Source organism: Pseudonocardia nantongensis, from assembly GCF_046546495.1.
Lineage (GTDB): Bacteria > Actinomycetota > Actinomycetes > Mycobacteriales > Pseudonocardiaceae > Pseudonocardia > Pseudonocardia nantongensis.
In genome coordinates this window covers 423516-438750 of record NZ_JBKGXT010000001.1, presented here as the reverse complement: position 1 = coordinate 438750, position 15235 = coordinate 423516, and the positions used below count along the sequence as shown (strand labels likewise).

The window sequence follows — 15235 nt, the reverse complement described above, 5'->3', positions numbered from 1 at the left end:
CATCGGTCAACGACGAGTCATAAGCCGGGCGGCACGAACACGGGCACACCCGAACTGATGATCAACACCTCGTCCGGGCTACCAGCACCGCCGCGCCGGACGATCACCGGGTTTCACAACACGTTCTGAGGGGCATGATCGGCCCGGGATCCGAGAGCCGGATCGATCACGAGAAGGTCCCATGCGTGCGATGCAGGTGCGGCAGACCGGTGGGCCCGAGGTGCTGGAGGTCGTCGACCTCGACGCCCCGGCGCCGGGCCCGGGCGAGGTGCTGGTCGAGGTGGCCGCGGCCGGCGTCAACTACATCGACACCTACCAGCGTGCGGGCATCTACCCGATGCCGCTGCCCTACGTCGCCGGGATGGAGGGCGCCGGCCGGGTGACCGCGCTGGGCGAGGGTGTCGACGGCGTCGCGGTCGGCGACCGCATCGCCTGGTCGGAGACCCAGGGCAGCTACGCCGAGCAGGTCGCGGTGCCCTGGGAGAAGGCCGTCCCGGTGCCGGACGGGGTGGCCGACGACGTCGCCGTCGGGGCGCTGCTGCAGGGTATGACCGCGCACTTCCTGGTCACCGACACCATCCCGCTGCGCGGTGGCGAGACGGTGCTGGTGCACGCCGCGGCCGGCGGCGTCGGTCTGCTGCTGACCCAGCTGGCCGCCGCGCGCGGCGCCCGGGTGATCGCGACGGTGTCCACGCCGGCGAAGGAGGAGCTGGCCCGCGGAGCCGGAGCGGCCGAGGTGATCCGCTACAGCGAGGTCGACGACCTGGCCGCCGCCGTCCGCGCGCACGCACCGGACGGCGTCGACGCCGCCTTCGACAGCGTCGGGCGGACGACGTTCGACGCCAGCCTGGCGAGCCTGCGCCGGCGCGGGGTCCTGGTGCTCTACGGCGCCGCGTCCGGCCCGGTCCCCGCCGTCGACCCGCAGCGGCTCAACACCGCAGGCTCGGTGTTCCTCACCCGGCCCAAGCTCTTCGACCACATCGTCGGCACCGCCGCGCTGCGCGAACGCGCCGCCGCCGTCTACGACGAGGTGCGCGCGGGCCGACTCGACGTCCGGATCGGGCACCGCTACCCGCTCGCCGACGCCCGGGCCGCGCACGAGGACCTGCAGGGCAGGCGGACCACGGGCAAGCTGCTCCTCCTGCCGTCCTGATTGCCATAACTGCTCTGCTTGCTATAACTCCTCGGGTGGCGACCGATCCCGAGCAGACCAGCCCGTTCCGTGACCTCGACGCCTACGTCGCGCTACCCCGGGTGTCCGGGCTCGCGCTGTCCCCGGACGGCGCCCGGCTGGTCACCGCGGTGGCCGAGCTGGAGCCCGACGGCACCCGCTACCGGACGGCGTTGTGGGAGCTCGACCCGGACGGGCACCGGCCGGCGCGACGGCTGACCCGGGGCGCGGCCGGCGAGTCCGGGCCGGTGTTCACGCCCGGCGGCGACCTGCTGTTCCGTTCGGCCCGCCCGGATCCGGACACCGCGTCCGACTCCGAGCCCCCGGCCGGGCTCTGGCTGCTACCCGCAGGCGGCGGTGAGGCCCGCCCGGCCGGCACCCGCCCCGGCGGGATCGATGCCGTCGCGGTCGCCGCCGACGCGGGCACCGTCGTCGCGTCGTCGCCGACGCTGCCCGGCTCGGCCGACACCGCCGACGACGAGTCCCGCCGGGCCGCCCGGACCGAGGCCAGGGTGAGCGCGGTGCTGCACACCGGCTACCCCGTGCGGCACTGGGACCACGACCTCGGGCCGGCCGAGAACCGGCTGATTCGCCAGGGGCCGGACGGCTGGACCGATCTCACCCCGGCACCCGGGCGGGCCCTGGACGAGACCGCGTTCGACGTCTCCCCGGACGGGACGACGCTGGTGACCGGCTGGCACCGGGCGTACCCGCACGCCGCGTGGCGGCCAGGACTGGTGGCGATCGACGTCGCCACCGGCGAGCGCCGGGACCTGCTCGTCGATCCCGGGCACGAGTACTCCGCGCCCCGGATCAGCCCGGACGGGACCCGCGTCGTCGCGGTCCGGGAGGCGCTGTCCACGCCCGAGTCCGCCCCGCGGACCGACCTGGTCGTGGTGCCGCTGACCGGTGGCGAGCCGGAACCGGTCGCGCCCGGCTGGGACCGCTGGCCGACCTCGGTGCGCTGGACCCGGGACGGCACCGCCCTGATCGTCACCGCCGACGACGACGGCCGTGGACCGCTGTTCCGGATCGACCTCGCTTCCGGTGGGGTCACCCGGCTGACCGGCGACCGCGGCTGCTACACCGACCCGTGCCCGTCCCCGGACGGGCGGTGGGTCTACGCGCTGCGCAACGCCGTCGACGCCGCGCCGACCCCGGTCCGGGTGGACGCGCACGCCCCGGACTCCGCGCCCGAACCGCTCGCGGGCCCGGTCGAGCCGCACCCGCTGCCCGGCACGCTCACCGAGGTCGAGGCCACCGCCGGCGACGGCACCCGGCTGCGGGCCTGGCTGGTGCTGCCCGACGGCGCCGGCCCCGACTCCCCCGCCCCGCTGCTGCTGTGGATCCACGGCGGCCCGCTGGCCAGCTGGAACGCCTGGGCCTGGCGGTGGAACCCGTGGCTGATGGCCGCCCGCGGCTACGCCGTGCTGCTGCCCGACCCGGCGCTGTCCACCGGCTACGGGCAGGACTTCGTGCAGCGCGGCTGGGGGAGCTGGGGCGGCGCCCCCTACACCGATCTGATGGCCGTCACCGACGCCGCGACCGCCCGCCCGGAGATCGACGCCGGCCGGACCGCGGCGATGGGCGGCTCGTTCGGCGGCTACATGGCGAACTGGGTCGCCGGGCACACCGACCGGTTCGCGGCGATCGTCACGCACGCGAGCCTGTGGGCGCTGGACCAGTTCGGCCCGACGACCGACCACGCCGACTACTGGCTCACCGAGATGACGCCGGAGATGGCCCGGGAGAACAGCCCGCACCGGCACGCGGACGCGATCCGCACCCCGATGCTGGTGATCCACGGCGACCGGGACTACCGGGTACCCATCGGCGAGGGACTGCGGCTGTGGTGGGACCTGGTGTCCCGGCAGGCCGACCCGGCCGCCAACCCGCACCGGTTCCTGTACTTCCCGGACGAGAACCACTGGGTGCTGGCGCCGAAGCACGCGATCCTCTGGTACGAGACGGTGCACGCGTTCCTGGCCGTGCACGTGCTCGGCGAGGACTGGACGACCCCGGGGCTGCTCCGCTGAGCGATCCCCGACCGGACGGCGGCCTCCCGCCGCCCCGGCCTCCCGCCCACCGGACCGGCCGCCGTCGCCGCGGCCCGTGCGCGCCGGACCGCCTCGACGACCGGCTGCGCGCCTTCGTCGCCCCCGACGGGCGGCAGGGCGCACCGCCGCGATCCGCACGGGTTCGCGCCGTTCACACGAGGTCGGATCCGGTGTGAACGCAGCGAACCCGTGCGGATCCCCGCTACCGCGGCACACCGGCGGGCGGGCGCCGGCTGCGGGCCGGGGAGGCCCGCCACCTGGGCGCGTCAGAACAGAAGGGGCAGGCCCAGCGCGGCGTCGACCGCGATCCCGGCGAACAACACGCACAGGTAGAGGTTCGACAGGTGGAACAGCGGCATCGGGGAGACCTCGCCGCCGGCCTTCACCGCGGCGTGCAGGCGGTGCGCCCGGAACACGAAGACCGCACCGCCGGCGAGCGCGACGGCCAGGTAGACCCAGGACGTCACGGGCAGCAGCAGCAGGCTCCAGCCCGCCATCACCCAGCTGTAGATCACGATCCGGACCGACACCGCGGTCGGGGCGGCGACCACCGGCAGCATCGGGACGCCGGCGGCGGCGTAGTCGTCGCGGTAGCGCATGGCCAGCGCCCAGAAGTGCGGCGGCGTCCAGAAGAAGATCACGCCGAACATCACCAGGGCGGGCCAGCCGACGTCGCCGGTCACCGCCGCCCAGCCGATCACCACCGGCATGCAGCCCGCGGCGCCGCCCCAGACGATGTTCTGCGAGGTCCGCCGCTTCAGCACCAGCGTGTAGACCAGCACGTAGAACGCGATGGCGGCCAGCGACAGCACCGCGGCCAGCCAGTTGGTCGTCAGCCCCAGCCAGGTCGAGCTCAGCGCGGCGAGCACCAGCCCGAAGATCAGCGCGTGCCGGGACGGCACCTGGCCGCGGGCCAGCGGGCGCCGCGCGGTACGGGCCATCTTCTGGTCGATGTCGGCGTCGGCCACACAGTTCAGCGCGTGCGCCGCGGCGGCGGCCATCGCCCCGCCGATCAGAGTGGCCACGATCAGCCGGACCGAGGGGATGCCGCGCTCGGCGAGGAACATCGCCGGGACCGTGACCACGAGCAGCTGCTCGATGATCCGGGTCTTGGTGAGCCCGAGGTAAGCCGTCAGGGTGGCCCGGATCCGGGCCCGGCGCCCGGTGGGCGCGGCGGATGCGGCCGGGGCCGGCTCCGTCGTCGTCGGCGGGGCCTCGGCGGGTCCCGCTCCGGGCGGTGTCGCCGTCCCCGCCCGAGCCGGCCGGGCGGTGTCGACGGCCCGGCTCCGACGGGACGCGGGAGCGCTCACCTGTTCGTACCTCGCTCGGCTCGGCGTTCGGACAGTGCTGGAGAGGAGGTCGGCGAGGGTGCTCCGGGCCGACGTTCTACAACGCGTCGATGCTAACCCCTGGCATGGCATCCGGGCCGGGCGGGTACGTCCGGCGTAGCCCCCTCGTCCCGGCACCCACCCGGACGGCAAACCCGCAGGCACCGGCCCCGCACAGTAGGGTGGAGGGCGCCGGGACGGCGAGGACGCCGCCGGGTGATCCGGCTCGCATCACGGTGCCGTCCGGCGCGACGAGATGTGGGCCCGGTACCTGCCGTGCAGCGCGCGGCGGGTCCGCCCCGCGCCGTCGTCGATCACCGTCCGGCCGGTGGTGCGGACCCGTCCGAGCCAGCCGACGACCAGACACCGTCCGACAACCAGACGCCGACGCGAGTACAGGAGCCGCCGCCTTGTCCGAGACCGCCACGTCCCCCCACGCCGGGGACAGCGCCGTCGCCGCGCTCACCCGGGCCCACGTGCCCGACGACTGGACCGACCTCGACCGCCGCGCCGTGGACACGGTCCGCGTGCTGGCCGCGGACGCGGTCCAGAAGTGCGGCAGCGGTCATCCGGGCACCGCGATGAGCCTGGCCCCGCTCGCCTACCTGCTGTTCCAGCGGGTGATGAACCACGACCCGGCCGACCCCGACTGGATGGGCCGGGACCGGTTCGTGCTCTCCGCCGGGCACTCCAGCCTGACCCTCTACATCCAGCTGTTCCTGGCCGGCTACGGCCTGGAACGGGAGGATCTCGAGCAGCTCCGGAAGTGGGGCTCGCTCACCCCGGGCCACCCGGAGTACGGCCACACCCGCGGCGTCGAGATGACCACCGGGCCGCTGGGCCAGGGCCTGTCGTCCGCGGTCGGCATGGCGATCGCCGCCCGCCGCGAGCGCGGCCTGTTCGACCCGGCCTCCCCCGAGGGTGCGAGCCCGTTCGACCACCAAGTCTACGTGATCGCCTCGGACGGCGACATCGAGGAGGGCGTCACCTCCGAGGCGTCCTCGCTGGCCGGCCGCCAGGAGCTCGGCAACCTCACGGTGATCTACGACGCGAACGAGATCTCGATCGAGGACGACACCACCATCGCCCTCAACGAGGACACCGCGAAGCGCTACGAGGCCTACGGCTGGCACGTCCAGACCGTCGCGGGCGGGGAGAACGTCACCGGCATCCTCGACGCGCTGCAGGCCGCGAAGGCCGAGACGTCCCGGCCGTCGATGATCGTGCTGCGGACCGTGATCGGCTACCCGGCGCCGAACAAGATGAACACCGGTGCCGCGCACGGCGCCGCGCTGGGCGACGAGGAGGTCCGGGAGGTCAAGAAGGTCCTGGGCTTCGACCCGGACCAGGACTTCGAGGTCGACGACGACGTCCTGAAACACACCCGTGCGGTCGGCGAGCGGTCCCGGATCGCGCACGACGCCTGGCAGGGCACCTTCGACGAGTGGGCGCAGCGCGAGCCGGAGCGCAAGCAGCTGCTCGACCGCCTCGTCGCGCAGCAGCTGCCGGACGGCTGGACCGAGGCGCTCCCCCGCTGGGACGCCGACGACAAGGGCATGGCCACCCGCAAGGCGTCGGGCGCCGTGCTGGCCGCCGTCGCGGACGTGCTGCCCGAGCTGTGGGGCGGCTCGGCCGACCTGGCCGAGTCCAACAACACCACGATGAAGGGCGCCGACTCGTTCGGCCCGCGCTCCGCCGCCACCGGCATGTGGGACGCCACCCCGTACGGCCGCACGCTGCACTTCGGTGTCCGCGAGCACGCGATGGGTGCGGTGCTCAACGGCATCGCGCTGCACGGCCCGACCCGGGCCTACGGCGGCACCTTCCTGATCTTCTCCGACTACATGCGCCCGGCCGTGCGGCTGGCCGCGCTGATGCAGACCAACCCGATCTACGTGTGGACGCACGACTCGATCGGGCTCGGCGAGGACGGCCCGACCCACCAGCCGATCGAGCACCTGGCCGCGCTGCGCGCGATCCCCGGCCTGTCGGTGCTCCGGCCCGGGGACGCCAACGAGACCGTGTACGCCTGGCAGGCCGCGCTGGAGCGTCCGTCCGACGGCCCGATCGGCCTGGCGCTGACCCGGCAGAACGTCCCGACGCTGACCGGCACCTCCGCCGAGGGCGTCGCGCGCGGCGGTTACGTGCTGGAGGAGGCGTCCTCGGGCGTCCCGCAGGTCGTGCTCGTCGCCACCGGCTCCGAGCTGCACCTCGCGGTGCAGGCGCGCAAGACGCTGGAGGCCGAGGGCGTCGGCACCCGCGTGGTGTCGATGCCGTGCGTGGAGTGGTTCGACGCGCAGGACGAGGACTACCGCGAGTCGGTGCTCCCGTCGGCGCTGCGGGCCCGGGTCTCGGTCGAGGCGGGCGTCGCCATGCCGTGGCAGCGCTTCGTCGGCGACGCCGGGCGCTCGGTCTCGATCGAGCACTTCGGTGCCAGCGCCGACCAGGCCACCCTCTTCGAGAAGTTCGGCTTCACCGCCGACACCGTCGCCGCCGCCGCGCGCGAGACCCTCGCCGCGGTCGAGAAGAGTTCCTGAACTCGACGGCACCCGATCGCAAGGAGAGAACCATGAGCAACGATCGTCTGGCCGCACTGTCCGCGGCCGGGGTGTCCATCTGGCTCGACGACCTGTCCCGCGAGCGCCTGAACAGCGGCAACCTCGCCGAGCTGATCAACGACAAGCACGTCGTCGGGGTCACCACCAACCCGACGATCTTCGCGGGGGCGCTGGCCGACGGCGCCGCCTACGACCAGCAGGTCCGCGAGCTCGCCGACCGCGGTGCCGGGGTCGACGACGCGATCCGCGAGATCACCGTCGCCGACGTCCAGCAGGCCTGCGACATCTTCTCCGGCACCTGGGAGCACACCGGCGGCGTCGACGGGCGGGTGTCGCTCGAGGTCGACCCGAACCTGGCGCACGACACCGAGAAGACCGTCGCGCAGGCACTCGACCTGTGGAAGACGGTCGACCGGCCGAACCTGCTGGTCAAGATCCCGGCCACCGAGGCGGGCCTGCCGGCGATCACCCGCGCCACCGCGGAGGGCGTCAGCGTGAACGTGACGCTGATCTTCTCGGTGGAGCGGTACAAGGCCGTGATGGACGCCTACATGACCGGCCTGGAGCAGGCGCTGGCCAACGGACAGGACCTGGCCCGGATCCACTCGGTCGGCTCGTTCTTCGTGTCCCGGGTGGACTCCGAGATCGACACCCGGCTGGAGAGGGTCGGCGGCGAGGAGGCGCTGGCACTGCGCGGCAAGGCCGCCATCGCCAACTCCCGGCTGGCCTACGCCGCCTACCGCAACGCGTTCTCCGGTGCCCGCTGGGACGCGCTCGCGGCGAAGGGCGCGCACGCCCAGCGGCCGCTGTGGGCCTCCACCGGGGTGAAGAACCCGGACTACCCGGACACCATGTACGTCACCGAGCTGGTCGTCGACAACACCGTCAACACCATGCCGGAGAAGACGCTGCACGCCTTCGCCGACCACGGCGAGGTGCACGGTGACCGGGTCACCGACACCGCCGGGGCCGCCCAGCAGGTCTTCACCGACCTGGAGGGCGTCGGGCTCGACCTCGACGACGTCTACCGGGTCCTGGAGGACGAGGGCGTCGAGAAGTTCGCGAAGTCCTGGACCGAGCTGCAGGACACGGTCCGCTCGCAGCTCGACGCCGCGAAGTAGGACCGCCGGTGTCCGACGAGACCGTCGGGTCCGCGCCGTCCCCGGTGCGCGTGCTCCTCTCCGGGGAGCCGTTCGCCGGGGCCGCGCGCCGGCTCGCCGCCGAGCTGGCCTCGGACACCGTGGCGTCCCGGCTCGCCGAGGGCGATCCGAGCGTCTGGCCGCACGTCGTGTGGCCGGCCACGGGGTGGGCCGGACTGGCCCGCGCGTCCCGCCCGCTGGCCGGTCAGCTGGCCGCCCTGCGCGAGCGGTTCGTCGTCGGCGGGGCGCACCGGGTGCTGCTCGTCGGCACCCCGGACGCGGTGGCCGCCGCCCGGCTGCTGGCCGGCAGCCCGGCCACCGCCGGCCCGGTACGGCTCACCGCGCTCGACTCGGCGGACCCGGTCCAGGTCGCCGAGGCGCTCTCCGGGGAACTGGAGGAGACCGTCCTGGTGGTCGCCGACCCCGCCGGGGACGACCCGGTGGTCGGCGCGGTGCACCGGGCCGTGCGGACGGTGCTGGCCGACGAGGTCGGCCCGGACACCCTGGCCACCCGCACCGTGCACGTCACCGAGCCCGGGTCGGCACTGGACACCCCCGCCGCGGACGGCATCACCGTGATCACCTCCGACGCCGGCGTCCCCGGCCGGTTCGGCGCGCTCGGTCCGCTCGGGCTGGTGCCGGCCGGGCTGGCCGGCGCCGACGTCGCCGGGATCCTCGCTACGGCGGGCGAGGCGTCCGGCACGCTCGCCGCCGACGACCCGGACAACCCCGCCCTGCTGCTGGCCGGGGCCCTGGTCGCGGCCCGCGGCTCGGTGCTGGCACTGCGCGACGCCGAGCGGGCACCCGGCCTCACCGGCTGGCTCGCGCCGCTGCTCACCGCCGCCGGGCTCGTGGCCGCGCCCGCGGGGGCCGAGGCCGGGCGGGCCGGTGACGGCACCGATCCGGCGGCCCCGGCGGGCGGGCCGGTGGACGGCCCGGGCACCGCCGCGCTCGGCGGGCCGCCCGCGGTCGTCGAGGTGCACGCGGCCGGAACCGGGCCGGTGCCCGAGTTCGGCGGCGGGGCGGTCCGGACCAGCGCCGACCCGGGTGCGACGGTCGTGCTCTGGCAGGCCGCCGCGGCGCTCGCCGCCCGGGCGCTGGAGACCGACCCGTTCGCGCCGGCACCGCCGGTCGCCGACCCCGCGTCGGCCGCCGAGTCACCCTCCTTCGTGGACGGTGGGGTCGCGGTGCACGCCGCCGGGGACTGGCTGCCCGCCGGCGTCACCAGCGTGGCCGGGGCGCTCGACGCGCTGGCCGGCGCGGCCGGACCGGGCGGGCACCTCGCCGTCTCGGCCTGGCTGGACCCGGAGTCGGACGCCTCGATCGCGGTGCTCAGCGGCCCGCTGGCCGCCCGGGCCGGGATGCCGGTGGCGTTCGGCTGGGCACCCGGCTGCCGCAGCGGGGATACCGGCGGGCCGGACCGCGCGGCGCACTGTCACCTGACCGGTGGATCCTCCGGCGCGGACGTCGACACCGATCCCGTGCCGCCCGGCGCGGGCAACGCGCCGGAACCGTCCGGACTGGATAACCTGCACGCGGCGCAGGCCCGCGCGGTCGTCGCCGACCAGCGACGCCGGGGGCGCCCGGTGCTGCGCCTGCACCTGACCGACCGGGTGTCCGGTCTGGTCACCCTGGCCCGGGCCGTGCAGGGCTGAACGGGCACCCGGGTCCGGGGAGCCGGGCCCGGAACCACAGCGATCGGAGAGGCGGAGCCACAGCGATGTCCACCGCGAACGGCGGCCACGTCAACCCGCTCCGGGACCCACGGGACAAGCGGCTCCCGCGGATCGCGGGCCCCTGCGGCCTGGTGATCTTCGGTGTGACCGGTGACCTGTCCCGCAAGAAGCTGATGCCCGCGATCTACGACCTGGCCAATCGCGGCCTGCTGCCGCCGGGCTTCGCGCTCACCGGCTTCGCCCGCCGCAACTGGGCGGACGAGGACTTCGGGCAGGTCGTCTACGACGCCGTCCGCGAGCACGCCCGGACCCCGTTCCGCCAGGAGGTCTGGGACCGGCTCGCCGAGGGCCTGCGGTTCGTCCAGGGCGCCTTCGACGACGACGCCGCCTTCGACGAGCTGGAGCGCACCGTCCGCGAGCTGGACGAGAAGCGCGGCACCGGCGGCAACCACGCGTTCTACCTGTCGATCCCGCCGAGCGCGTTCCCGGTGGTCTGCAAGCAGCTGGCCCGGTCGGGCCTGTCCGCGCAGGAGGACCCGGACGTCTGGCGCCGGGTGGTGATCGAGAAACCGTTCGGGCACGACCTCGAGTCGGCCAAGGAGCTCAACGCGATCGTCAACGAGGTCTTCCCCGAGGACGCGGTGTTCCGCATCGACCACTACCTCGGCAAGGAGACCGTGCAGAACGTGCTGGCGCTCCGGTTCGCCAACCAGCTGTTCGAGCCGATCTGGAACGCCAACTACGTCGACCACGTCCAGATCACGATGGCCGAGGACATCGGCCTGGGCGGGCGCGCCGGGTACTACGACGGCATCGGCGCGGCCCGGGACGTGATCCAGAACCACCTGCTGCAGCTGCTCGCGTTCACCGCGATGGAGGAGCCGACGTCGTTCTCCTCGGACGAGCTGCGCGCCGAGAAGACCAAGGTCCTCAAGGCGGTCAAGCTCCTCCAGCCGCTCGACGAGACCACCGCCCGCGGCCAGTACGAGGGCGGCTGGCAGGGCGGCGAGGACGTCCCGGGCCTGAAGGAGGAGGAGGGGTTCAACCCCGAGTCCACCACCGAGACCTTCGCCGCGATCACCTGCGAGGTGGAGAACCGGCGCTGGGCCGGGGTGCCGTTCTACCTGCGCACCGGCAAGCGGCTGGGCCGGCGGGTCACCGAGATCGCGGTGCTGTTCAAGCGCGCCCCGCACCTGCCCTTCGACGCCACGATGACCGAGGAGCTGGGGCAGAACGCGCTGGTCATCCGGGTGCAGCCGGACGAGGGGGTGACGATGCGGTTCGGCTCCAAGGTGCCCGGCAACCAGATGGAGGTCCGCGACGTCACGATGGACTTCGGCTACGGCAACGCCTTCACCGAGTCCTCACCGGAGGCCTACGAGCGGCTCATCCTGGACGTGCTGCTCGGCGAGCCGTCGCTGTTCCCGGTGAACGAGGAGGTCGAGCGGTCCTGGGAGATCCTCGACCCGGTGATCGAGGACTGGGCGGCGCGGTCCACCGGCCCGGACGGCTACCCGGCCGGCTCGTGGGGCCCCGAGTCGTCCGCGGCGATGCTGGCCCGCACCGGCCGGCACTGGCGACGCCCGTGAGTGGTTTTCACGGTCAGGGCCACGATAACCACTCACGGGAGATTTCATGATCATTGATCTGCCGTCGAGCAACACCTCGGCGGTCAACCGCAAGCTCGTCGAGCTGCGCGAGTCCGGTGGGGTGTTCGCGCTCGGCCGGGTGCTCACCCTGGTCGTCGTCACCGACGACGGCCCGGACCTGGAGCGCGCGATCGACGCCGGCAACGCCGCGAGCCGCGAGCACCCGTGCCGGGTGATCGTGCTGGCCCGCGGGCAGCGCCGGGCCTCGCCGCGCCTGGACGCCCAGATCCGGGTCGGCGGCGACGCCGGCGCCAGCGAGGTGATCGTGCTGCGCGGCTACGGCGCGCTGGCCGCCGAGGACGCCGGCGCCGGCATGGTGATGCCGCTGCTGCTGCCGGACGCCCCGGTCGTCGCGTGGTGGCCGGGCGAGGCCCCGGCGAAGCCGTCCGAGGACGCCGTGGGCCGGCTGGCCCAGCGGCGGATCACCGACGCGCTCGCCTCGAAGAGCCCGAACAAGGCCTTCGAGCAGCGCCGCAGGGACTACGCCGACGGCGACACCGACCTGACCTGGACCCGGCTCACGCATTGGCGGGCCCAGCTGGCAGCGGCGCTGGACGTGCCGCCGTTCGAGGAGGTGACCTCGGTCGTCGTCGCCGGCGAGACGGTCTCGCCCTCCACCGAGCTGGCGGCCGGCTGGCTGGCCGCCGCGCTGGGCGTGAAGGTGAAGCGCTCGCCCTCGGACATCGAGAACGGGTTGTCGCTGGTCCGCCTGGTCCGGGCGTCCGGGAACGTCGAGCTGGCCCGCCCGGACGGCAAGACCGCCCGGCTCACCCAGCCCGGCCAGCCGGAACGGCTGATCGCGCTGGCCCGGCGCGCCGTGTCCGACTGCCTCGCCGAGGAGCTGCGCCGGCTCGACCCGGACGAGGTGTACCGCGAGGCCCTCGCCGGGGTGTCCCTGGTGACCCGCGGACGTACCCCGGTGAAGGTGTGACCGTGGGCCTGCCCGAACGGGACCTGCCCGAGCGGACCCGGGTCGCGGTCCATCCGGACAAGGACGCGCTGGCCGGTGCCACGGCCGAGCTGCTGATCACCACCCTGAACGGCCTGCAGACCGGTGGCCGGGTGCCGCGGGTGGTGCTCACCGGTGGCGGCGTCGGGATCCAGTTGCTGGCCGACGTCGCCGCGTCGCCGGCCCGCGACACCGTCGACTGGGCCCGGGTCGAGCTGTTCTGGGGCGACGAGCGCTTCGTCCCGGCCGACGACGGCGAGCGCAACGACAAGCAGGCCCGCCAGGCCCTGCTCGACCACGTCGGCGTCGACCCGGCCCGGGTGCACCCGATGCCCGCGGCCCCGGCCGGCGGCGGCACCCGGGACGACGCCGCGGCCGCCGCCGACGACTACGCCCGGCTGCTCGGCTCGCTCGCCGACGACGGGGAGATCCCCGCGTTCGACGTGACCCTGGTCGGGATGGGCGAGGAGGGGCACACCCTGTCGGTGTTCCCGGACTCCCCCGCCGTGCACGAGCAGGCCGCGACCGTCGTCCCGGTGTTCGACTGCCCGAAGCCGCCGCCGACCCGGGTCTCGTTGACCCTGGCCGCCGCCCGCCGCTCCCGGGAGGTGTGGGTGGTCGCCGCCGGCGGCGGGAAGGCCCCCGCGATCGCCGGTGCGCTGACCGGTACTTCGGAGACCGCACTGCCGGTCGGTGGGGCCCGGGGCACGGAGCTGACCCGCTGGCTGCTCGACACCGACGCGGCCTCCCACCTCCCCGACGGGCTCCGCCCGCCCGGCTGACCGCCGCGCCCCCTCGGCTCCTCGGCGTCCCGAGGGGCACCCTCGCCTCAGCCATGGCCCCGAGGGTGCCCCTGGGGCGCGCGTGGGACGCACCTCCGGGGCGGGTGTGACGCCGCGCCCGTTGCCGGGATCGGCCGGGGGCGCAGCGGTTAGGGTCCGCCCCATGCGAATCGGCACCCCGCTCGGCCCGGACCCCACGCGCGTGCTGCTGCTCGGCTCCGGCGAGCTGGGCAAGGAGGTCGCGATCGCGTTCCAGCGCCTCGGCGTCGAGGTCGTCGCGGTGGACCGTTACCCGCACGCACCCGCGCACCAGGTGGCGCACCGCTGGCACGCGATCGACATGACCGACCCGGTCACGCTCGCGACGCTGATCGAGCAGGAGTCCCCGGACCTGGTCGTCCCGGAGATCGAGGCGATCGCGACGAACGCGCTGACCGAGATCGAGGCCGCGGGCACCACGGTCGTGCCGACCGCGCGGGCGACCAGGCTGACCATGGACCGGGAGGGCATCCGGCGCCTGGCCGCCGAGGAGCTCGGGCTGCCGACCTCGCCGTACGCCTTCGCCGACACCCTCGACGAGGTGCACGCCGCGGTCACCCGGATCGGGCTGCCGTGCGTGCTGAAGCCGGTGATCTCGTCGTCGGGCAAGGGCCAGTCGGTGCTCAAGTCCCCCGACGACGTCGAGGCCGCATGGGATCATGCGCGGACCGCCGGCCGGGTGGCGGACCCGCGGGTGATCGTCGAGGGCTTCGTCGAGTTCGACTACGAGGTCACCCAGCTCACCGTGCGGCACGCCGGGGGCACGTCGTTCTGCGCGCCGATCGGGCACCTGCAGGCGCACGGCGACTACATCGAGTCCTGGCAGCCGCAGCCGATGTCGGACGCCGCCGCGGCCGCGTCCCGGGACGTCGCCGGACGGCTCACCGAGTCGCTCGGCGGGTACGGCGTCTTCGGCGTGGAGCTGTTCGTCCGCGGTGACGAGGTGCTGTTCTCCGAGGTCAGCCCGCGTCCGCACGACACCGGCCTGGTCACCCTGGCCACCCAGCGGCTCTCGGAGTTCGAGCTGCACGCCCGCGCCGTGCTCGGCCTTCCGGTGGACACCGCGCTGCACTCGCCCGGCGCGTCGGCGGTCGTCTACGGCGGCGGGGACATGGTCGCCCCCGCGTACGAGGGCGTCGCCGATGCCCTCACGGTGCCGGGGGCGGACCTGCGGCTGTTCGGCAAGCCGGACGCCACCGAGCGGCGCCGGATGGGGGTCGCCGTCGCGCACGCCGACGACGTCGACACCGCCCGGTCGCGCGCCCGCGAGGCCGCCGCGCACGTCCGGCCCGTACCGGCTCCACAACGCGCGGGTAGGGCGCGATGAGTTCCCGGTCCTGACGCGGTCTCCCCCGCGACGGACCCCGGTGCTCGGGGCCCGCGAGCAGAGAGGACCCGCCATGAAGACGATCACCCCGTGCCTCTGGTTCGACGGGCTCGCCGAGGAGGCCGCCCAGCATTACACGTCGATCTTCCCGGACTCCGGCATCGACGACGTCTCCCACTACGGGCCGGAGTGGCCGGAGAAGCAGGGCCAGATCCTCACCGTGTCCTTCCGGATCAACGGGCAGCCCTACACCGCGCTCAACGGCGGACCCGAGTTCACCTTCAGCGAGGCGGTCTCGATGGAGGTGCACTGCGAGTCCGCCGAGGAGGTCGACCGGATCTACGACGCACTGGTCGACGGCGGGTCGCCGCAACCCTGCGGCTGGCTCAAGGGACCGCTACGGCGCGTCCTGGCAGATCATCCCGCCGGGCCTGCTGGAGTGGCTGGGCTCGGACGACGCCGAGGCCCGGCAGCGGGTCGCGAAGCTCCTGTTCGCCACCCACGGCAAGCTGGACACAGCTGCGTTGCGGGCCGCCTACGAGGGGTGACCCGCGGGTAGC

The 15235-nt window shown here is 74.5% G+C and carries 11 protein-coding genes; 10 read left to right on the top strand and 1 reads right to left on the bottom strand.

The genetic code is table 11. The annotated features are described in order from the left end of the window. Window positions 1–181 precede the first annotated feature (181 nt). Both ACLFMI_RS01915 and ACLFMI_RS01910 read left to right on the top strand, forming a co-directional pair. Complete coding sequence (locus ACLFMI_RS01915; RefSeq protein WP_410945930.1) at window positions 182–1153, top strand: quinone oxidoreductase family protein; 972 nt, start codon at window positions 182–184, stop codon at window positions 1151–1153. Window positions 1154–1188: 35 nt separating this feature from the next. Then, complete coding sequence (locus tag ACLFMI_RS01910) at window positions 1189–3207, top strand: S9 family peptidase (protein ID WP_410945929.1); 2019 nt, start codon at window positions 1189–1191, stop codon at window positions 3205–3207. Window positions 3208–3494: 287 nt separating this feature from the next. Here the strand turns inward: ACLFMI_RS01910 and ACLFMI_RS01905 are convergent, their stop codons facing one another. Then, window positions 3495–4538, bottom strand: a complete 1044-nt coding sequence (locus tag ACLFMI_RS01905) for a heme o synthase (RefSeq protein ID WP_410945928.1) — start codon at window positions 4536–4538, stop codon at window positions 3495–3497. 428 nt (window positions 4539–4966) lie between these two features. Here ACLFMI_RS01905 and tkt point away from each other — a divergent pair, with 428 nt between their 5' ends. The 8 genes from tkt to ACLFMI_RS01865 all read left to right on the top strand — a co-directional run bounded on the left by tkt (window position 4967) and on the right by ACLFMI_RS01865 (window position 15234). Beyond that, complete coding sequence (gene tkt / locus ACLFMI_RS01900) at window positions 4967–7093, top strand: transketolase (RefSeq protein WP_410945927.1); 2127 nt, start codon at window positions 4967–4969, stop codon at window positions 7091–7093. Window positions 7094–7125: 32 nt separating this feature from the next. Next, a complete protein-coding gene (tal, locus tag ACLFMI_RS01895) occupies window positions 7126–8235 on the top strand; it encodes a transaldolase (RefSeq protein ID WP_410945926.1) in 1110 nt (369 codons plus the stop codon). Between the two features lie 8 nt (window positions 8236–8243). Further along, window positions 8244–9908 (top strand): hypothetical protein, encoded by a 1665-nt coding sequence (locus tag ACLFMI_RS01890; RefSeq protein WP_410945925.1) that lies wholly within the window; start codon window positions 8244–8246, stop codon window positions 9906–9908. A gap of 65 nt (window positions 9909–9973) precedes the next feature. Next, window positions 9974–11518: a glucose-6-phosphate dehydrogenase gene (gene zwf / locus ACLFMI_RS01885; RefSeq protein ID WP_410945924.1), complete on the top strand. Its 1545-nt coding sequence runs from the start codon at window positions 9974–9976 to the stop codon at window positions 11516–11518. 46 nt (window positions 11519–11564) lie between these two features. Then, window positions 11565–12509: a glucose-6-phosphate dehydrogenase assembly protein OpcA gene (opcA, locus tag ACLFMI_RS01880; protein ID WP_410945923.1), complete on the top strand. Its 945-nt coding sequence runs from the start codon at window positions 11565–11567 to the stop codon at window positions 12507–12509. Window positions 12510–12511: 2 nt separating this feature from the next. Then, a complete protein-coding gene (pgl, locus tag ACLFMI_RS01875; RefSeq protein WP_410945922.1) occupies window positions 12512–13309 on the top strand; it encodes a 6-phosphogluconolactonase in 798 nt (265 codons plus the stop codon). 163 nt (window positions 13310–13472) lie between these two features. Beyond that, window positions 13473–14675, top strand: coding sequence for a formate-dependent phosphoribosylglycinamide formyltransferase (gene purT / locus ACLFMI_RS01870; RefSeq protein ID WP_410945921.1), 1203 nt, complete (start codon window positions 13473–13475; stop codon window positions 14673–14675). Window positions 14676–14748: 73 nt separating this feature from the next. Continuing rightward, window positions 14749–15234 (top strand): VOC family protein, encoded by a 486-nt coding sequence (locus ACLFMI_RS01865; RefSeq protein ID WP_410945920.1) that lies wholly within the window; start codon window positions 14749–14751, stop codon window positions 15232–15234. The last annotated feature ends 1 nt before the right edge of the window (window position 15235 follow it).

Bases quoted from the DNA above. Each gene is read 5' to 3' on its own strand.
- ACLFMI_RS01915 (WP_410945930.1), top strand. From the start codon at position 182: ATGCGTGCGATGCAGGTGCGGCAGACCGGTGGGCCCGAGGTGCTGGAG.
- tal (WP_410945926.1), top strand. From the start codon at position 7,126: ATGAGCAACGATCGTCTGGCCGCACTGTCCGCGGCCGGGGTGTCCATC.
- zwf (WP_410945924.1), top strand. From the start codon at position 9,974: ATGTCCACCGCGAACGGCGGCCACGTCAACCCGCTCCGGGACCCACGG.
- opcA (WP_410945923.1), top strand. From the start codon at position 11,565: ATGATCATTGATCTGCCGTCGAGCAACACCTCGGCGGTCAACCGCAAG.
- purT (WP_410945921.1), top strand. From the start codon at position 13,473: ATGCGAATCGGCACCCCGCTCGGCCCGGACCCCACGCGCGTGCTGCTG.
- ACLFMI_RS01865 (WP_410945920.1), top strand. From the start codon at position 14,749: ATGAAGACGATCACCCCGTGCCTCTGGTTCGACGGGCTCGCCGAGGAG.